At 68.4% G+C, this 19,086-nt stretch carries 17 protein-coding genes; 9 read left to right on the forward strand and 8 right to left on the reverse strand.

Annotated elements, in window-relative coordinates:
• Nucleotides 1–1,002 (reverse strand): sn-glycerol-3-phosphate ABC transporter ATP-binding protein UgpC (gene ugpC / locus QK444_RS13605; protein ID WP_282780289.1); only part of this gene is annotated, 1,002 nt, incomplete at its 3' end.
• Between the two features lie 212 nt (nucleotides 1,003–1,214).
• On the opposite strand from ugpC, the gene QK444_RS13610 reads away from it, so the two are divergent.
• The 4 genes from QK444_RS13610 to QK444_RS13625 all read left to right on the forward strand — a co-directional run bounded on the left by QK444_RS13610 (nucleotide 1,215) and on the right by QK444_RS13625 (nucleotide 6,973).
• Nucleotides 1,215–2,009, forward strand: a complete 795-nt coding sequence (locus QK444_RS13610) for an LLM class F420-dependent oxidoreductase (RefSeq protein ID WP_282780291.1) — start codon at nucleotides 1,215–1,217, stop codon at nucleotides 2,007–2,009.
• A gap of 158 nt (nucleotides 2,010–2,167) precedes the next feature.
• Nucleotides 2,168–3,907 carry an ABC transporter substrate-binding protein/permease gene (locus QK444_RS13615; protein WP_282780317.1) on the forward strand — a complete coding sequence of 580 codons (1,740 nt, stop codon included), beginning with the start codon at nucleotides 2,168–2,170 and terminating at the stop codon, nucleotides 3,905–3,907.
• Nucleotides 3,908–4,057: 150 nt separating this feature from the next.
• Nucleotides 4,058–4,783, forward strand: a complete 726-nt coding sequence (locus QK444_RS13620) for an amino acid ABC transporter ATP-binding protein (protein WP_282780292.1) — start codon at nucleotides 4,058–4,060, stop codon at nucleotides 4,781–4,783.
• 138 nt (nucleotides 4,784–4,921) lie between these two features.
• The gene (locus tag QK444_RS13625) at nucleotides 4,922–6,973 is read left to right on the forward strand and encodes a PhoX family phosphatase (RefSeq protein WP_282780319.1); all 2,052 of its coding nucleotides are present in this window, start codon (nucleotides 4,922–4,924) and stop codon (nucleotides 6,971–6,973) included.
• A 63-nt stretch (nucleotides 6,974–7,036) separates the two neighbouring features.
• On the opposite strand, the gene QK444_RS13630 is transcribed toward QK444_RS13625, so the two are convergent.
• A complete protein-coding gene (locus QK444_RS13630; protein ID WP_282780295.1) occupies nucleotides 7,037–7,780 on the reverse strand; it encodes a glycoside hydrolase family 25 protein in 744 nt (247 codons plus the stop codon).
• An 88-nt stretch (nucleotides 7,781–7,868) separates the two neighbouring features.
• Nucleotides 7,869–9,206 carry a glycogen debranching protein gene (locus tag QK444_RS13635; RefSeq protein ID WP_282780297.1) on the reverse strand — a complete coding sequence of 446 codons (1,338 nt, stop codon included), beginning with the start codon at nucleotides 9,204–9,206 and terminating at the stop codon, nucleotides 7,869–7,871.
• Nucleotides 9,207–9,454: 248 nt separating this feature from the next.
• Between QK444_RS13635 and QK444_RS13640 the strand changes: the two genes are divergently transcribed.
• Nucleotides 9,455–10,162 (forward strand): SDR family oxidoreductase, encoded by a 708-nt coding sequence (locus QK444_RS13640; RefSeq protein ID WP_282780298.1) that lies wholly within the window; start codon nucleotides 9,455–9,457, stop codon nucleotides 10,160–10,162.
• Nucleotides 10,163–10,612: 450 nt separating this feature from the next.
• Nucleotides 10,613–11,413 (forward strand): polysaccharide deacetylase family protein, encoded by an 801-nt coding sequence (locus tag QK444_RS13645; protein ID WP_282780300.1) that lies wholly within the window; start codon nucleotides 10,613–10,615, stop codon nucleotides 11,411–11,413.
• Between the two features lie 61 nt (nucleotides 11,414–11,474).
• Here QK444_RS13645 and QK444_RS13650 read toward each other — a convergent pair whose 3' ends face one another.
• Nucleotides 11,475–12,116, reverse strand: coding sequence for a peroxiredoxin-like family protein (locus QK444_RS13650; protein ID WP_282780302.1), 642 nt, complete (start codon nucleotides 12,114–12,116; stop codon nucleotides 11,475–11,477).
• A 76-nt stretch (nucleotides 12,117–12,192) separates the two neighbouring features.
• On the opposite strand from QK444_RS13650, the gene QK444_RS13655 reads away from it, so the two are divergent.
• The gene (locus QK444_RS13655) at nucleotides 12,193–13,116 is read left to right on the forward strand and encodes an AraC family transcriptional regulator (RefSeq protein ID WP_282780304.1); all 924 of its coding nucleotides are present in this window, start codon (nucleotides 12,193–12,195) and stop codon (nucleotides 13,114–13,116) included.
• Between the two features lie 74 nt (nucleotides 13,117–13,190).
• Here QK444_RS13655 and leuS read toward each other — a convergent pair whose 3' ends face one another.
• Nucleotides 13,191–16,076, reverse strand: a complete 2,886-nt coding sequence (gene leuS / locus QK444_RS13660) for a leucine--tRNA ligase (RefSeq protein WP_282780306.1) — start codon at nucleotides 16,074–16,076, stop codon at nucleotides 13,191–13,193.
• A 306-nt stretch (nucleotides 16,077–16,382) separates the two neighbouring features.
• Here leuS and QK444_RS13665 point away from each other — a divergent pair, with 306 nt between their 5' ends.
• Nucleotides 16,383–16,793 (forward strand): SdpI family protein, encoded by a 411-nt coding sequence (locus QK444_RS13665; RefSeq protein ID WP_282780308.1) that lies wholly within the window; start codon nucleotides 16,383–16,385, stop codon nucleotides 16,791–16,793.
• Nucleotides 16,794–16,854: 61 nt separating this feature from the next.
• On the opposite strand, the gene QK444_RS13670 is transcribed toward QK444_RS13665, so the two are convergent.
• From QK444_RS13670 to QK444_RS13680, 3 genes are all read right to left on the reverse strand, one after another.
• Nucleotides 16,855–17,283 (reverse strand): GNAT family N-acetyltransferase, encoded by a 429-nt coding sequence (locus QK444_RS13670; protein ID WP_282780310.1) that lies wholly within the window; start codon nucleotides 17,281–17,283, stop codon nucleotides 16,855–16,857.
• A 25-nt stretch (nucleotides 17,284–17,308) separates the two neighbouring features.
• A complete protein-coding gene (locus QK444_RS13675; protein WP_282780312.1) occupies nucleotides 17,309–17,590 on the reverse strand; it encodes a cupin domain-containing protein in 282 nt (93 codons plus the stop codon).
• 99 nt (nucleotides 17,591–17,689) lie between these two features.
• Nucleotides 17,690–17,986 (reverse strand): hypothetical protein, encoded by a 297-nt coding sequence (locus tag QK444_RS13680; RefSeq protein ID WP_282780313.1) that lies wholly within the window; start codon nucleotides 17,984–17,986, stop codon nucleotides 17,690–17,692.
• A gap of 119 nt (nucleotides 17,987–18,105) precedes the next feature.
• Between QK444_RS13680 and QK444_RS13685 the strand changes: the two genes are divergently transcribed.
• Nucleotides 18,106–19,074 (forward strand): bile acid:sodium symporter family protein, encoded by a 969-nt coding sequence (locus QK444_RS13685; protein ID WP_282780315.1) that lies wholly within the window; start codon nucleotides 18,106–18,108, stop codon nucleotides 19,072–19,074.
• The last annotated feature ends 12 nt before the right edge of the window (nucleotides 19,075–19,086 follow it).

Below are 19,086 nucleotides of genomic sequence, written 5' to 3' on the forward strand. Positions count from 1 at the left end.
CCAATCCGCCCGCGCCACAATGGTTTCGTTGCCGCTCTTGTCCAGGGCGCGACCGTAGACGTAGGCGTCGGAGCCGAGCTCCTCGACCACGTCCACCTCCATGGTGATCCCGTCCGCTTCCTTGCTCAGCCCGTTCGCGGAACCGGCGATCTCGAAGTGTTCGGGCCGGATGCCCACCACGACGCTGCCGTCGCTGGCGTCGGCGACCGTGCGCGGCAGCGGCAGCCGGTGCCCACCCAAGTGCACCGCGCCGCCCTCGACGGCCAGCGTGAACAGGTTCATGGCGGGCGAACCCATGAATCCGGCGACGAACAGGTTGGCCGGATCGCGGTACAGGTCGCGCGGCGAGGCGCACTGCTGGAGCAGCCCGTCCTTCAGCACCGCCACCCGGTCGCCCATGGTCATGGCCTCGACCTGGTCGTGCGTGACATAGACGGTGGTGGTGCCGAGGCGACGTTGCAACTGGGCGATCTGGGTGCGGGTCTGCACCCGCAGCTTGGCGTCCAGGTTCGACAGCGGCTCATCCATCAGGAACACCTGCGGCTGCCGCACGATGGCACGCCCCATGGCGACGCGCTGGCGCTGGCCGCCGGAGAGCGCCTTGGGCTTGCGGTTCAGATACGGCTCCAGGTCGAGCAGCTTGGCCGCCTCCAGCACCCGCTGCGCGCGCTCCTCCTTGGACACCTTCGCCATCTTGAGCGCGAAGCCCATATTCTCCGCCACGCTCATATGCGGGTAGAGCGCGTAGTTCTGGAACACCATGGCGATATCGCGTTCCTTCGGCTCGGCGTGCGTGACGTCGTTGTCGCCGATGAGGATCCGCCCCGTGCTCACCTCCTCCAATCCGGCGAGCATGCGCAGCGAGGTGGACTTCCCGCAGCCGGAGGGGCCGACCAGCACCAGGAACTCGCCGTCGGCGATCTCCAGGTCCAGGGCGTCGACAGCGGGTTTGACCGCACCCGGGTACACCCGGGAGGCGCGATCGAAGGTGACCGTAGCCATCTGGAATTACATCCCTTCACCGGCAGGAACGTGCCGGACGATCCGTTGTAGAGGGTCCGCGACATCCTAGGCGTCCGGACCGCGACGGGCAGTGTGCGGGCGCGGGTTCTCCTGTGAGTGAACGCCGCCGCGTTGAAGCGGCGGACACATCTCCGGATCGGTAGCCTCGGACAGCGAGACGGATAGTCCATGCCGCGACTAGGGAGTGCCACGTGAGCCGACCGGTTCGTATCGGAGTCCAACTGCAACCACAGCACGCGCCCGACTACGGGCTGATCCGCGACGCCGTCCGCCGCGCCGAGGATCTGGGGGTCGACGTGGTCTTCAACTGGGACCACTTCTATCCCCTCTACGGCGACCCGGAGGGCGCGCACTTCGAGTGCTGGACCATGCTCGGCGCGATCGCCGAACAGACCGAGCGGGTGGAGCTCGGCGCGCTGGTCACCGGCGGCGGCTACCGCAATCCCGATCTGCTCGCCGATATGGCCCGCACCGTGGACCACATCAGCGGCGGCCGCCTCATCCTCGGCGTCGGCGCGGGCTGGTTCGAGAAGGACTACGAGCAGTACGGCTACGAATTCGGCACGGCCGGAAGCCGTTTGGCCCTGTTCAAGGAGTCGATGGCCCGCATCGCCGACCGGCTCGCCAAGCTGAATCCGCAGCCGGTGCGCGATATCCCCATCCTGATCGGCGGCGGCGGTGAGAAGAAGACGCTGCGGCTGGTGGCCGAGTACGCCGATATCTGGCACAGCTTCGCCGACCTCGAGGTGTTGAAGCGCAAGACCGGCATTCTGGCCGACCACTGCGCCGAGGTCGGCACCGACGCGGGCGCGATCGAGAAATCGGTGGAGTGGCCGGGCGTGGACTCCGCCCCCGCCTTCGTCGCGGCGGGCGCGACCCTGTTCACCGTGGGTACGGGCGGCCCCGACTACGACCTGAGCACCGTCGAGCAGGCCATCCGCTGGCGCGATCAGTTCAACCCGGAGTCGGTGGCGGGTATCGCCTGACACCGTTGGGCGCGGGCTGACCGCAACTCTGGTGTGCCGAATCGCCCCGACTAGGGTGTTTCGTCATGGTTTGCTTGCGCACGGTCAGGTCCCGGCCCACAGGGCGGCGACCTCGCATGACGGCGGTCGCAGGGGTGTTGCTGGTCACACTCGCCGGAATGCTGGCGCTGGGCACCGGGCCCAGCGCTGCCGCACCGGAGAACGACCTGTGTTCGCCCCCGGGGCCCGCCGCCGCCACCGCGCTGCCGCCGAAACTGTCGACCGGCCAGCAGGGCGCGTCCTCGGACCGCTACACCACGCCGAACGTGCAACCGCTCGACAGCATCGACCTGACGCGGCTGGGACTCATCACGCCGGGCAAGCTGAGCGTCGGCACGCTGTCGGACGCGCCGCCGAGCATCTGCGTCAACTCCCAGGGCGCGTTCACCGGCTTCGACAACGAACTGCTGCGGGCCGTCGCCGCCAAGCTGGGCCTGCGGATCGAATTCACCGGGACCGAGTTCGCGGGTCTGCTGGCGCAGGTGGCCAACGGGCGCTTCGACGTCGGCTCCTCGAACATCACCACCACCGACGCACGCCGTCAGCTGGTGGGCTTCACCAACGGCTACGACTTCGGCTACTTCTCGCTGGTGGTGCCGAGCAACAGCGCCATCGGATCGTTCACCGACCTGAACAGCGGCACCCGCGTCGGCGTGGTGCAGGGCACGGTGCAGGACGAGTACGTCGTCAACGAACTGCACCTGGACCCGGTGAAGTTCCCGGACTACAACACCGCGTACGCGAATCTGAAGTCCGGTCAGATCGACGCCTGGGTGGCCCCGTCCGCACAGGCGGTGGGCGCGATCAAGCCGGGCGACGCCACGACCATCGCGCAGAACACCTTCAGCCTCAACAACTTCGCGGCCTGGGCGGTGCGCGAGGACAACCAGCCGCTGATCGACGCCCTCAATGCCGGGCTGGACGCGGTGATCGCGGACGGTACCTACGCCAAGCTCTACGAGGACTGGGTGCCGCGCGAACTGCCGCCGGGCTGGAAGCCGGGCTCCAAGGCCGCGCCGCTGCCGGAGCTGCCCGACTTCGCCGCCATCGCCGCGCAGAATGCGGACAACCGGGCCGATAACGGTGGGGTAGAGCCGAAGTCGACGCTGCGGCAGCTGAAGGACACCTTCTTCGACTGGGAGCTGTACAAGCAGGCGTTCCCCGACCTGATCAAGACGGGCCTGCCGAATACCCTGATCCTGGCGGTGGTTTCGGGCGTGCTGGGCACCGCCATCGGCATGCTGCTCGCGGTGGCGGGCATCTCGCGCACCCGCTGGCTGCGCTGGCCCGCCCGCGTCTACACCGATATCTTCCGCGGCCTGCCCGCGGTGGTGATCATCCTGCTCATCGGTCTCGGGGTGGGGCCGGTGGTCAAGGAGATCACGGGCAACAATCCGTACTGGTTGGGTGCGGTGGCGCTGGCGCTGCTGTCGTCGGCGTATATCGGCGAGATCTTCCGCTCCGGCATCCAGTCGGTGGAGCCGGGGCAGTTGGAGGCCGCCCGCGCCATCGGCTTCGGCTATCGGCAGGCCATGACGCTGGTGGTGATTCCGCAGGGTGTGCGCCGGGTGCTGCCCGCGCTCATGAACCAGTTCATCGTGCTCATCAAGGACTCCTCGCTGATCTACTTCCTGGGTCTGCTGGCCTCGCAGCGGGAGCTGTTCGCGGTGGGCCGGGATCTCAACGCGCAGACCGGAAATCTGTCACCGCTGGTGGCGGCGGGCCTGGTCTATCTGCTGCTGACGGTGCCGCTCACGCACCTGGTGAACTACATCGACAGCCGGTTGCGCACCGGCCGCAAGGAAGATCCGATCGACCCGGTCGAGCAGGCCGTGATCACGGAAGGACGGGGCGCATGAGCGGTCAGGCGCGGAGGAGGCAGCGGAGCGTAACCACGGAGCGCTCCGCTCATGCTCGAAAGGACACAGCAGCATGAGCGGTCAGGCGCGGAGGAGGCAGCGGAGCGTAACCACGGAGCGCTCCGCTCATGCTCGAAAGGACACAGCCGCATGAGTGCCTCTTTGACTGGTACCGGGCTGCATTTGACGTTGGGCCGCACGCACATTCTGCGCGGGGTGGACATCCATGTGGACGCGGGTAAGGCCACCACGGTGATCGGTCCCTCGGGTTCGGGTAAGTCCACGCTGTTGCGGGTGCTCAACCGGCTGCATGAGCCGGACAAGGGCGACATTCTGCTGGACGGGAAGTCGGTGCTCACCGGGAATCCGGACAAGCTGCGCCAGCAGATCGGCATGGTCTTCCAGCATTTCAACCTGTTCCCGCACAAGACGGTCGCGGAAAATATCGAGCTGGGTCCGCGCAAGCTGCACGGGCTGTCCAAGGAGCAGGCGCGCACGCTGGCATTGGAACAGCTGGAGAAGGTCGGGCTGTCCGGCAAAGCCGATGTGCGCCCGGCCAATCTGTCCGGCGGACAGCAGCAGCGGGTGGCGATCGCCCGCGCGCTGGCCATGAAACCGCAGCTCATGTTCTTCGACGAGGCCACCTCGGCGCTGGACCCGGAGTTGGTGAAGGGTGTGCTCGCCCTCATGGCCGACCTGGCGCGCGACGGTATGTCCATGGTCGTGGTCACGCACGAAATGGGTTTCGCCCGTTCGGTTTCCGATCGCGTGGTCTTCATGGACCACGGGCAGGTGGTGGAGACCGGCACGCCGGACCAGCTGTTCGACAGCGCGGAGACGCCGCGGTTGCGGCAGTTCCTCTCCCAGGTGCTCTAGGGGGCCGGGAGGGTGTGCCGCATCCTTCCGGCAAACTAAGGGCTACCTAATTGGTCGGTTGTTCATCTGCTCGTCTCCTCCGGCTCTTCTGGCCTGGTTACGGTGCGCCCGACAAGTCGATCCCGGGAGCATGCAGTGTTGAAACCCCTCGCCCTCTTCGTGAAGCATGACGGCGCGTCGTCGCGCGCCGCCGTCACCTGCCGCTACAAGTGCGGCAATGCCTGCGCCCACGAGGTTCCCAACAAGTCCGCCGGAGAATACTTCGGCGACATCGTGGCCGCCATGTCGCGCCGCCGCATGCTCCAAGGCAGCGCGGCGGTGGTGCTGGCGACCGGCACGGCCGGTTTGCTGGCCGCCTGCGGTGACGGCGACGACGTACAGAACGCCGCCGAGACCAGCCCCGGCACGGGGACCGGCACCGACTTCACCCCGGTCGCGCCCAACAAGGCCGACGCGGTGACCGTGCCCGAAGGCTACGAGCAGGGCGTGGTGATCCGCTGGGGCGATCCGGTGCTGCCCGACGCGCCCCAGTTCGATTTCGCCAACCAGACCGCCGCGGCCCAGGCCAAGCAGTTCGGTTACAACAACGACTTCTCGGCGCTGCTGCCCATCGAGGGCCAGGAGAACGGCTACCTGCTGGTGGCCAGCCACGAGTACACCACCGGCCCGTTCATGTTCGCGGGCTACGACGACAAGAATCCGACCCGCGAGCAGGTCGAGATCGAATGGGCCGCACACGGTCTCACCGTGGTCGAGGTCGAGGGCGAGGCCGGTTCCGGCAAGCTCACCCCGGTGATGGGCAAGTACAACCGCCGCATCACCGCCACCTCCGAGTTCCAGCTAATCGGCCCGGCCGCGGGCAGCGATCTGGTGAAGACCTCCGCCGACGCCTTCGGGCTGAAGGTCGCGGGCACCCTCAACAACTGCTCCGGCGGCGTAACCCCCTGGGGCACCATTCTTTCCGGCGAGGAGAACTTCAACCAGTACTTCGCCGGTGAATTCGCGGACCCGACCGCGAAGGAGCGCGGCGAGCGCTACGGCATCGGCGGCGACAACAACGAGCCGCGCGGCTGGGAGCGCTACGACAAGCGCTTCGATCTGGCCGCGGAACCCAACGAGCCCAACCGTTTCGGCTGGGTGGTCGAGCTCGACCCGTGGGATCCCGCCTCCACCCCGGTCAAGCACACCGCCATGGGCCGGTTCAAGCACGAGGCCGCGACCGTCTACGTCACCCCGGACGGCACCGTGGTCTCGTACTCCGGTGACGACGAGCGCTTCGACTACATGTACAAGTTCGTCTCCGCCAAGAAGATTCAGCAGGGCAACACCGCTGCGGCGCGCAAGCACAATATGACCATTCTGGACGAGGGCACGCTGTACGTCGCGAAACTGACCGGCGACCACCCGGATCAGATCGACGGCAGCGGAAAGGTGCCCTCGGACAACGGCTTCACCGGCTCCGGCCAGTGGATTCCGCTGCTGGAGACCGGCGCGGACGGCAAGGGCAAGTCGCTGGTCGAGGGCATGAGCGCCGAGGAGGTCGCGGTCTTCACCCGGCTCGCCGGCGATAAGGTCGGCGCCACCAAGATGGACCGTCCCGAGGACTTCGAGCCGAACCCCGCGACCGGCAAGGTGTACGTGGCGCTGACCAACAACAGCAAGCGCGGCACCGACGGCAAGCCCGGCGTCGACGAGGCCAACCCGCGCAACCAGAACAAGAACGGTCAGGTCCTCGAACTCGTCGACGACCACACCGGCACCGCGTTCACCTGGTCGCTGCTGCTGGTCTGCGGCGATCCCACCGTCGCCGACACCTATTTCGCGGGCTTCGACAAGTCCAAGGTCAGTCCCATCTCCTGCCCGGACAACCTGGCCTTCGACCCGCACGGCAACCTGTGGATTTCCACCGACGGTAATGCCCTGAAGTCCAATGACGGCCTCTTCGCCGTCACGCTCGAGGGCGAGCGGCGCGGTGAGACCAAGCAGTTCCTCACCGTGCCGGTGGGCGCGGAGACCTGCGGCCCGATCGTGACCGATCAGCGCGTGCTGGTCAGCGTCCAGCATCCGGGCGAGGTCGACGACGCCTCCGTCGAGAACCCCGCCTCGCACTGGCCCGACGGCGGGACCGCCCAGCCCCGGCCCGCGGTCGTGGCGGTGTGGAGGCAGGGCGGCGGCAATATCGGCGTCTGAGGTATCGGCATCTGAAATGTCGGTGTCCGACGCTCTCGATGCCTGGCCGGCGGCGCGGGTTCGCTATCCGCCCGCGCTGCCGCTGCCCGGCATCCGTGCGAAAGCTCCGAGATCGCCTTGGGCTCCGCTGTATACGTTGATATCGGTGGGGCCCGGAATGCCCGAGATACTGCCCGAATCGGTGTACTGCCAGAAGGTCCAGGTAGGCCAGCCGCCGGGTACCTCGGGCGCGGCATTGCCGCGGTAGTCCGCGATCCACAGCGGATAGCGGGTGAACTCGGTGGAATTCGCCATGGCCGTCTTCCAGAAGTGCACGCCCGTATAGATGATCGGCGGCCGACCGGTCAGCGCCTCGACGGTGTTCAGGTAGCGGCGGGTCCAGTCGATCAGCGCGGCGGGCGGCAATCCGCCGGAGTCTTCCAGGTCCAGCACCGCGGGCAGATCCAGCGGGCCGTTCTGTCCGAGCACCACCGTCGAGTAGAAGACCGCCTGCGGTTCGGGCGGCAGCGCGGGGCGCGCGAAATGGTATGTGCCCCGGGCTACTCCGGCCGCCCGCATAATGAGACTGTCCGGCACGAAGTACGGGTTCACATAGCTCAGTCCCTCGGTGGCCTTCACCATGGCGAAGGGGTGTCCGGCGGCGCGGACCGCGAACCAGTTGATGCCGCTGCCGCCCGGATGCTGCCAGGAGGAGACGTCGGGGCCGTGCGGCGCGGCGGCCGCCGCACCGCTCAGCGGTAGCAGGGCGGCCAGCGCGAGGGCGGCGGCGAGGTGGGTGCGGGCCACGAGCGGGTGGTTCCGGTCCATGCCGCTCGACAGTAGAGCGCCTGTGACGCATCTCATGCGAAGCTCCGCTGTGGTGTTCGCTACGAATTCGCCACAAAGCGCCGCGTGCTCAGCCCAACCAGTCCAGCACCGAGGCCGCCGTCCAGGACTGCTGCATGCTGCCCAGTGCCTCGCCGGTGAACGGTTCGTAGTACTCGGAGAAGGTGCCGTCACCGGCCTGGCGCAGGCCCTCCGCACGCAGCATGAAGGACCGCTCGGCCCAGCCGCGGCGGGCGAACACCCACGAGAACAGCCAGCTCATCACCGGCCACACCGGGCCGCGCCAGTACTCGCGCGGGCGGAAGTCCTTGGACACCGGTGAGGTGGAGGGCGGCAGTGCGTAGCGCAGATCGGGGTGGCCGCAGTAGCGCGGCCCCTCGAACAACCGCAGCAACCGCCGCTCGGCGTCGCGGGAGAGGCCGCCGCACAGCAGCGGCGCGAAGACGGCCAGGGTCTCGGTCTCGATCCACCGGTCGGCCCGCAGATCGAAGTCCTTGGCCACCCCGCTGCGCGCATCGGTGGTGGCGATGACGCCCGCGCGGAAGTAGTCGGCCCATTCGTACAGCTCCCGTACGTCCGCGTTGGGCAGCCGGTAGTCGTCGCCGATGGTGGCCAGCACCTCGCAGGCCAGCGAGAAGATGGCGGTGACGAACACGTCCTCCACCGCGAAGCTCATGGTGGACGCCAGCTGGTAGTCGTCGTAGCCCGCTCGGCGCATCTGCTCGACCAGCCACATGTAGCGGTCGTACTCGCGGTCGGAGGGCCGCTGCGTCGGATCGTCCACCACGTGCAGATCCTCGCGCTGGTACGGAGGCAGATCGCCCGGCACCACGTTCGCGTAGGCGCGGTCCCAGCGGGGCGAATTGTCCATCCCGGATTCCCAGCCGTGATAGATGGTGATGCGCCCGTGCTGCTTGGGGTCGCGCGCGTAGGCCAGCCAGCGGTGCCAGCGCATGAGGTCGGGCCAGCGCCGGTGCAGGAAGTCCTCGGCGACCGCGCGGGTGCTGCGGCCGTGGCGGCGCGAATGGTCGAGAATCCGCTGCACCGCGATGGCGTGCACGGGCGGCTGGGTGATGCCCGAGGTGTCCGGGCCGTCGGGGGCGTCGGCGGCCAGCCGTCGGCACTCCCAGCGGGCGGGGCCGGGAAAGTACCCGTCCACGCCGTTGGCGAACACGATGTGCGGGATCATCCCGTTGCGCCATTGCGCCGACAGCAGCGTGTCGAGCTCGACCACGGCGCGTTCCACGCTGAGCGGGGCCAGGCCGACCGCCACGAAGGCGGCGTCCCAGCTCCACATGTGTGGATAGAGCTTCGGCGCGGCGGTGGTCATGGTGCCCAGATCGTTGCCGCGCAGCAGATAGGCGGCGCGGGCCGCGAGCTGAGTGGGCGTGAACCCGGGGTGTGTCATCGCCCTATTCTGCGACGGCACCGGCAGGTATGCGCGGTGGACGTGGTGTTCGGGGGTGTGATCGGGGGATGGTTCGGGTTCGGCAGCGTTCACCCTTGTCGGCCTTCGTCTGGAGCGAATGGACATGCACACGCGGCGGAGCTCGTAGTTCACGGCGGTCGCCGCGGCCCCCGCGCTCATTCGCGGTGGGCCGTCGGTGCCGTCGCCCGGGATCATCGCCCGCTGTCCATCCCCGTTACGGTGGTCGCATGGCCACCTCCGACACGAGTAGCAGCGACAACCGTCCGACGGCGCTCATCACGGGCGCGAGCCGGGGGTTGGGGGCGGCCGTCGCGCGCGAACTCGCGCCCACGCATCGGTTGATGCTGGGCGCGCGCACCGAGCGGTCGCTCGCTCCGATTCTGAGCGAATTGCCCGGTGCGACCGGATTTCCCGTGGAGCTCACCGACTACGAGGCTGTTGCCCGCGCGGCGGAACCGATCGAGCGGCTCGAGGTATTGGTCCACAATGCCGGGGTCGCCGACCTCGGCACCATAGCCGATTCCTCGGTGGCGCAGTGGCGGAATACGTTGGAGGCCAACCTGATCGCGGTCGCCGAGTTGACCAGGGTGTTGCTGCCCGCGCTGCGCGCCGCCAACGGGCATGTGGTGCTGATCAATTCGGGGGCCGGGCTGCGCGCCAACGCCGGATGGGGCGTGTACGCCGCGAGCAAATTCGGGCTGCGCGCCTTCGCCGACGCACTGCGGCTGGAGGAGACCGCATTGCGCGTCACCTCGGTGCACCCCGGCCGCATCGACACCGATATGCAGCGCGAGATCGTGGCGGGGGAGGGGCGCGACTACCAGCCGCGGGAGTTTCTGGAACCGTCGACCGTGGCGCGGGCCGTGCGCAATGCCATCGAGACCCCGCGCGACGCCCACCCCACCGAAATCGTGCTCCGCCCGATCCCGCGCTGATCCCTGCCGCGACCGCTGCGCGCGAGTCCGTTGTACGCGAGCTCGTCACATGCGAGTCCGTTGCGCGCCACACACAAGCCCGCCACACGCGGCGAGCCCGGCGTGCGCAGTGCCACGCGCGGAGCGTGTCGCGGCTCGGCTTCCGGTCGAGTGCATGCGGTGATGTCGCCGAGGATGTGTCGCAGCAGCCGATTCGCATGCGAGTCCGTTGTACGCGAGTTCGTTACACGCGGGTCCGTTCCGCGCGAGTCCGTCGCGCGCGAGCCCCGTCACACGCGGCGAGCCCGGCGTGCGCAGTGCCGCCGCATTGCCGTCCGACCGGCGCCGCTCGGGTCGCGCAACCGGCGCGGTCTGCCGCACGTGCCGCGCGTTGCTCACGGTCGAGAGCCGATCACGGCTATAACTGTGGGGTTGCTGGGGATGGCTCGATACTTCGGAGTGATCACGCGTATGGACCGACGTAATCTGCTCGGACTGCTCGCCGCGGGCACCGCCTACGCCCTGACCGGCTGCACCCGAGCCCACAGCGGCACACCGGAACTCGGGGTCGGCGACATTCCGGCGGTGCCCGCGCCGCCCCCGGCCGCCCCGCGACCGTTGCCCGCGCCGCCGACCGGACCCCGGACCCCGATTCCGGCGGGCACCATCACCGCCCTGCCCGGCCCGGGCAGCAGTATGGCGCTCACCGTCGACGACGGCGCGAGCCCCGAGGTGGTCGGCGCGTACATCCGGTTCGCGCGGGACACCGGCGCGCGCTTCACCTTCTTCGTCACCGCGTACTACGACTCCTGGATGGAACACCGCAGTACGTTGCGCCCCCTGGTGGAATCCGGTCAGATCCAGCTCGGCAACCACACCTGGGACCACGCCGACCTCACCGCCGTCTCCGCCTCGGCCGCCGCCACTCAGCTCCAACGCGCCAAAACCTTCCTCCGCGACAATTTCGGCGTCGACGGCACCCCGTACTACCGCCCGCCCTTCGGCCGCCACAATGCCGCCGTCGACCGCATCGCCGCCGACCTCGGCTACACCGTCCCGGTCATGTGGTACGGCTCCCTCTCCGATTCCGGCCTGATCACCGAGCAGTACCTGATCGAATGCGCCCACAAGTACTTCCAGCCGCAGTCGATCGTCATCGGCCACGCCAACTTCCCCCCGGTCACCCGCTGCTACGGCCAGCTCACCGACATCATCCGCGAACGCAACCTGTCCATGGTCACCCTGAACGACGTGCTGCTGCCCCCGGTATGACGGGTGCCGCGGCCGCTCGATGAACACGGGCGACCGCGGACGTCGGCCGCCAGCGCCCGGGCTACTGGGAGAAGTGCTGACGCAGCGCCGTGAGGATGTCCTCGGGCTCGGCCCGCTGGCGGTAGTCGCCGTCGGTGAAGGCGTAGACGACAGTGCCGTCCGGGCCGATGACATACGTGGCGGGGACGGGCAGCTCCCAGTCTCCGGCGGAGAGGTCCGCGCCGACGGTCAGATAGTCGGCGCGGATCGCCTCGTCCACGGTGAAGAGCAGCCCGTAGTCGGCCGCGATCCGATTGCCGCCGTCGGAGAGCACGTCGAAGTCGAGCTCGTGCTTCTCGGCAATGGAGAGCGAATCATCAGGAGACTGTGGGGAAATGGCGACCAGGCGGGCACCGAGGGCTCGGAAGTCGTCGATCCTGGACTGCAAAACGCGCAGTTCGAGATTGCAGTAGGGGCACCAGTTGCCACGGTAGAAGGTCAGCACCACCGGTCCGGAGCGCAGGGCGTCGGAAAGGGTGAAGTCCGCGCCGGTCGCGCCCGGGAGGGTGAAATCGGGCGCTCGGTCACCCACCTGTAGGGCCTTGTCGCCCAGTGGGCTGAGCTTTTCGGCATTGCGATGCAGCCGGGCGACCAGCTCCTCCGGCACCGTGCCACGCATCTGCTCGTACATGCGAATTACCTGTTCCGCGTATGTATTTCCCATGGCGTAGACGCTATGCGGAGTGGTCTGCACGGACCATGACCAAGAAGCGCTGATACATAGCAGATCGTCTCATACGATGAGCCGCATGGATGTGCTCACCGATGTACTCGCGGCAACCAAGGTCGGCGGGGCGGTGACCGCGCAGCTGCGGGCGGCCGCGCCCTGGGGCATTCAGCTCGACGATATGCCCAAGGCCGCCTTCCACGCCGTGGTGCGCGGCAGCTGCTGGATTCGGTTGCCCGGCGAGCGGCCGGTGCAGTTGGCGGCGGGGGATTTCACGCTGCTGCCCATGGGTTCGGGGCATGCCCTGTGCAGTTCACCGGAGGTGCCGCTGCTGCCGTTCGAGCGGATCGCGCCGTCGCCCGGCCAGCGCGTCATCCGGCTGCCCGGTGACGGCTGCGAGACCAGGATCGTCTGCGGCTCCTACCGTTACGACGCCTACCCGGCGCATCCGCTCATGCGCTTGCTGCCGCCGCTGGTGCATCTGCCCGCCGACCAATCGGCGGCCGGACGCGAACTCGCCGACACCCTGCGCATGCTCACCGCCGAGATCGGTGAGGACCGGCCCGGTACCCAGACCGTCACCGACCGGCTCGTCGATGTGCTGTTCGTGCAGGCTCTGCGGGTGTGGACCGAGCACCGCGCCGAGGACGGGGCCTCCTGGCTCATGGCATTGCGCGATCCGGAGATCGCGAAGGCCATGGCGCTGCTGCACGAGAGCCCCGCTCGCCCTTGGACCGTGGAAGAACTCGCGGCCGAGGTCGGCGTCTCCCGCGCCACCCTCGCCCGGCGGTTCAGCGCCCTGGTCGGCGAACCGCCGCTGGCCTACCTGGCCCGCTGGCGCATGGAACTGGCCGCCCGGCGGCTCCGAGACAGCGCCGATTCCGTTGCGGCCGTGGCACACAGCGTCGGCTACGCCTCGGAGTTCGCCTTCTCCCGCGCTTTCAAGCGCCTGCACGGGCGATCACCGGCGGATTACCGGTCGGCACAGCGTCTTTGACGTTGCCGGTCGGCACCGGCGGCTCCGACGACAGCGCCACCGGACGTGACTCGCGAGCGGTGGCGTTCGCCCTGTCAGGCGACCACGTTCACCAGGCGGCCCGGCACCACGATCACCTTGCGGGGCTGTTTGCCGCCCAGCAGTTCCGTGATCTTCTCGTCCGCCAGGGCCGCCGCCTGCACGGCGGCGTTGTCGGCGTCGGCGGGGACCGAGACGCGGGAGCGGACCTTGCCGTTGACCTGGATCGGGTACTCGACCGAATCCGCCACCAGCAGTGCGGGATTCGCGACCGGGAAGGGGCCGTGGGCCAGGGCGGTGGTGTGGCCCAGGCGTTCCCACAGTTCCTCGGCGATATGCGGGGCCATCGGGGCCAGCATGAGCACCAGCGGTTCCGCCACGGTGCGCGGTGCGCCGTTGGGGTAGTGCTTGGTCAGGTGGTTGGTCAGCTCGATCAGCTTCGCGCCCGCGGTGTTGTCGCGCAGGTTGGCGTAGTCGTCGTCCACCCCGGCGATGGTCTTGTGCAGCAGTCGCAGCGTCTCGCCGGACGGTTCCGCGTCGGTGACCTTGGCCGCGCCGGTCTCCTCGTCCACCACCAGTCGCCACACCCGCTGCAGGAAGCGGTGCGCGCCGACGACGTCCTTGGTGGCCCAGGGCCGCGAGGTGTCCAGCGGACCCATGGACATCTCGTAGAAGCGGAAGGTGTCGGCACCGTACAGATCGCACATCTCGTCGGGGGAGATGGCGTTCTTCAGCGACTTGCCGATCTTGCCGTACTCCTGGAAGACCTCGATCTCCCCGTCCGCCGCGGGCGGAGTCCAGAAGAACTTTCCGTCCCGCTCCACCACCTCGGCGGCCGGGATGTACGCACCGCGCTCGTCGGTGTAGGCGTACGCCTGGATGTAGCCCTGGTTGAACAGGCGGCGGTACGGCTCCGAGCCGGACACGTCACCCAGATCGAACAGCACCTTCTGCCAGAAGCGCGCGTACAGCAGGTGCAGCACCGCGTGCTCGACACCGCCCACGTACAGATCCACGCCGCCCGGATCCTTCGGGCCGTGTTCGGCGGTACGCGGTCCCAGCCAGTACTGCTCGTTCTCCGGCGCGCAGAACGCCTCGGCATTGGTGGGGTCGGCGTAGCGCAGCTGATACCAGGAGCTGCCCGCCCAGTTGGGCATGACATTGGTGTCGCGGCGGTACCGCTTGCGGCCGTCGCCCAGATCCAGCTCCACGTGCACCCAGTCGGTGGCCTTGGCCAGCGGCGGCGACGGCTCGGAGTCGGCGTCGTCGGGGTCGAAGGTGACCGGTGCGAAGTCCTCGATCTCCGGCAGCGTCACCGGCAGCATGGATTCCGGCAGCGCGTGCGGCTGGCCGTCCTCGTCGTACACGATGGGGAAGGGCTCACCCCAGTAGCGCTGCCGCGCGAACAGCCAGTCCCGCAGCTTGTACTGGATCTTGCCGTGCCCGTGCCCGTCGGCCTCCAGCCGCTCGATGATGGCGGCCTTGGCGGCCGCTACGTCCATGCCGTCCAGCTCACCGGAGTTCACCAGCGGGCCGTCACCGGAGTACGCGCCCTGGGAGATGTCGCCGCCGGAGATGACCTCCACGATGGGCAGGCCGAAGGCGGTGGCGAATTCCCAGTCGCGCTGATCGTGGCCGGGCACCGCCATGATCGCGCCGGTGCCGTAGCCGCTCAGCACGTAATCGGCGATGAAGACGGGCACGCGCGCGCCGTTCACCGGATTGGTGGCGTACGAGCCCAGGAAGACGCCGGTCTTCTCCTTGTTCTCCTGCCGCTCCAGATCCGATTTGGCGGCGATCGACTTGCGATAGGCCGCAACGGCTTCGGCGGGATTGGCGGAATCGAAGGTCCAGCGCGGATCGGTGCCCGCGGCGTACTCGGCGGCGGTCAGCCGGTCCACCAGTTCGTGCTCGGGGGCCAGCACCACGTAGGTCGCGCCGAACAGGGTGTCGGGTCGGGTGGTGAACACCTCGATGGTGTCGACCCCGCCCGCCGCGGTGTTCGCCTCGAACTTCACCTGCGCGCCCCGGGACCGCCCGATCCAGTTGCGCTGCATGGCCTTCACGTTCTCCGGCCAGTCCAGCTCGTCCAGATCGTCGACCAGGCGGTCGGAGTACGCGGTGATGCGCATCATCCACTGCCACAGGCGCTTGCGGAACACCGGGAAGTTGCCGCGCTCGGAGCGGCCGTCGGCGGTGACCTCCTCGTTGGACAGCACCGTGCCCAGCCCCGGGCACCAGTTGACCACCGAATCCGTCTGGTAGACCAGGCGATACGAGTCGATCACGGCATTGCGCTCGGCGGCGGTCAGCTCGGCCCAGGCGCGGCCCTCGGCCGTACGCTCCCCGGCCTCGAACTCCGCGATCAGCTGTTCGATCGGACGGGCCTTACCCAGCTTCTCGTCGTACCAGGCGTTGTAGATGCGCAGGAAGATCCACTGCGTCCACCTGTAGTACTCGGGATCGGTGGTGGCGAAGGAGCGGCGGCGATCGTGGCCCAGGCCCAGGCGATCCAGCTGCCGCTGCATGGTGGCGATATTCGACTCGGTGGTCACCCGCGGATGCGCGCCGGTCTGCACCGCGTACTGCTCGGCGGGCAGACCGAAGGCGTCATAGCCCAGGGCGTGCAGCACATTCCGGCCGTGCATGCGGTGGTAGCGGGCGAAGACATCGGTGGCGATATAGCCCAGCGGGTGGCCGACATGCAGGCCCGCGCCCGAGGGGTAGGGGAACATGTCCTGGATGAACAGCTTGTCGGCCGGGGTGTCGCCCGCCAGCGGGCCCACCGGATTGGGCGCGTGGAAGGTGCCGCGCTCGCGCCAGTTGCCCTGCCACTTGCGCTCGATCCGTCCCGCGAGGTCGGCGTTGTAGCGGTGTGCGGGCACGTCTCCGTTCCCGGCTTCGATGGTGCCGGTGCTGTCGGTCGCACGAGTGTCCTGCACGGTCCTGCCTTCTGCTCTAGCCGATCCCCGATAAGGTCGCTCACCAGGGTAAAGCGTGGCCCTGCTGTGTCCAACTTGCCCTCCGCTGTGTTTGATTTGCCCTCCGCTCCCCCGCTTCGCTCCTCCGCTCCACTCAGTCCAGAACCGAGACGCGCCGCGAACCAACGGGTTGCGCTGGGGCTGGTTACAAGGTCCTGGTGAAAGGGGTGTTTCAACCTTGCCAAAAGGGCTGGACGGGGGGATCGGGAGGTGCGCTTCACACCCGGCGGGCGCTGGCGTGGTGGGTGGCGCTGGTAGCCTGCTCGGGTGTTCGTGGTGGCAATGGTCCTGTTCGTGTTGGCGGCGGTCGCCGTCGTCACCGGGGTGCTCGGTCTGACCGGCACACTGCCCGGGAACCGTTACTTCGGGGTGCACACCGACGAGGCGCTGGCCTCGGAGGAAGCCTTTCGGCTGGCCAATCGAGTGGCCGGGCCCACGTCCATCGGGGCCGGGATCCTGCTCGCCGCGGGCGGGGTGGTGGCGCTGGTCGCCGGTGGCCTCGCCGCGATTCTGGTGCCGGTCGGCACCGTGGTGATCGCCTTCCTCACGCTGGGCGCGGGAGCCAATGCCGCCGCCCAGGCCATCGAGGGGCTGACCCCGGCCAAGGAGGTCGGCGGCTGCGGCAGCGCCTGCGGGTCCTGCTCGCTGCGCGACGCCTGCGAACCCGCCGCGCACTGATACACCGCGCTCCGGTCGCGCACTGATACACCGCGCTCCAGTTCAGAGCGGCTTGCGCATTTCAGAGCGGCTTGCGCATCCAGATGTGCTCGATTCCCGCGTCCTCCCAGTCCGGCTCGCCGAAGGCCGTGTAGCCGAGCCGTTCGTAGAAGCCCTGCGCCTGGGTCTGCGCGTGCAGTTCCACCGCGACCAGTCCCCGTTCGCGCGCCCGCTCCTCGATGGCGCGCGCCAGCGCCGCGCCCAAACCGGTGCCGCGCGCCCGCTTCGCCACCGCCAGCCGTCCGAGTACGCCGATGTCGTCGCGGCGCGTCAGCCGTCCGGCCCCGATGGGCTCCCCGTCGAGGCGGGCCAGGAAGTGATCGGCGGTCGCGTCGAGTTCGTCGAGCTCGATCTCCGCGGGCACGCCCTGCTCCTCGACGAATACCGCCATGCGAATGGCATAGGCGTCGGCCCGGTCCCGCTCGCTGGCGACGGTGACGATCTCGATCATGGTGCCAGCATGCCGGACTCGTCGTTCAGCGCGCGCAGGGCGGGGGAGGGATACCGCGTGACAGCGGACTTCCGGCCGGGTTGACGTAGAGGACGGTCAGCCGCAGCGGTTTCGTCCCGAGATTGCGCGCCAGATGCGCGTGTTCCGGTCCGCTGGGCTCTCGGAAGATCCGCCCGCGCCGATGGGTGACCGGTACGCAGTCGGTCCACGGGTGGTCGAGGTCGCCCCCGGTGACCAGCACGAACAGCGTGCCGTCGTGATAGTGCCAGCCGCTCTGGCCACCGGGTTCGACAATGGTCTGCCGCACTACGAACTCGCGCCCGGCGAGGGTGAAGCGGACCAGCTCGCGGCTGGCCGTCCCCGTCGCGGGCGCGGGATTCGGTCGGTACTCGGTTCTCGTAATGACTCAGTGCTCGTCGTAATGCCCGTCGTGTGCGGCGTGGCGGTGGCCGTCGTGAATGTAGTCCACATGGTCGCCGTGCGGCACGGCCACGTGGCCGCAGCCCTCGCCGTGGGCGTGCTCGTGGGCGTCGTGCGCGGCGTGCCCGGCGGGCTCGCATTCGTCGTAGTGCCCGTCGTGGGCGCGGTGCAGATGGCCGTCGTGGGCGTAGTCGGTGTGATCACCGTGCGGTACGGCAACGTGCCCGCATTCGGGGCCGTGCTTGTGGTCGTGGGCTTCGTGAACTGCGTGAGCTGTGGTCATCGGCGATCCTTTCCGAAGCATTCAGGTCCTGTCGGCTAACTCATATTGACATTAGCACCCACGCATCGTTTCAAACCTCCGCGACCGAGCGGTCCGACATCCGGGACTAATCTCGACCGGTGCGATTTCTCAGCAAGTTCTACATCGACGGATTCATCCTGTCGATACTCGCGGTAGTCGTCCTGGCCAGCGTCTTTCCGGCCCGGGGTGACGGCGCGGAGGTGGTGGGCTGGCTGACCAAGATTGCCATCGCATTGCTGTTCCTGCTGTACGGCGCGCGTCTGCACCCTCCCGAGGCGCTGGCCGGTCTCACCCACTGGCGGCTGCACCTCACCGTGCTCGCCTGCACCTTCGTCCTGTTCCCGCTGCTCGGTCTGGCCTCGCATGTCTTGGTGCCCACCGTGCTCACCGAGGATCTGCACACGGGTTTGCTCTTCTTGACCCTGGTGCCGTCCACGGTCCAGTCCTCGATCGCGTTCACCGCCATCGCCAAGGGGAATCTGGCGGGAGCCATCGTCAGCGCCACCCTGTCGAATCTGCTGGGCGTCTTCCTGACCCCCGCCTTGGTGATCCTGCTCATGAGCACCACCGGACAGGCCGAGGTGGATCTCGGCGCGATCGTGGACATCGTGCTGCAACTGCTGGTGCCCTTCCTCATCGGACAACTGCTGCGGCCCCGGATCTCCGGATGGCTCGCGCGCCACGCCGAGTCCACCAAACTGGTGGATCGCGGCTCGATCCTGCTGGTGGTCTACAGCGCGTTCAGCGCGGGCATGGTGGAGGGCATCTGGCAGTCCATGTCGCCGTGGCGGATCGTCGGACTCACCGCGGTGTGCTGCGCGCTGCTGGCCATCGTGTTGGCGGCGACGGCCTTGGTGGGCGATCTCGCGAAATTCGATCGGGCCGACCGCATCGTGGTGGTGTTCTGCGGTTCCAAGAAGAGTTTGGCCACCGGACTGCCGATGGCCACGGTGCTCTTCGCGGGCGCGCCGGTCGGCCTGATCGTGCTGCCGCTCATGATCTTCCACCAGGTGCAGCTGATCACCTGCGCTGCCCTGGCGCAGCGGTGGGCGCGGACCGCCGAGTGAGTTCGTCCGCCG

Origin of the sequence: Nocardia sp. CC201C, from assembly GCF_030010695.1 — a bacterium.
GTDB lineage: Bacteria > Actinomycetota > Actinomycetes > Mycobacteriales > Mycobacteriaceae > Nocardia > Nocardia otitidiscaviarum.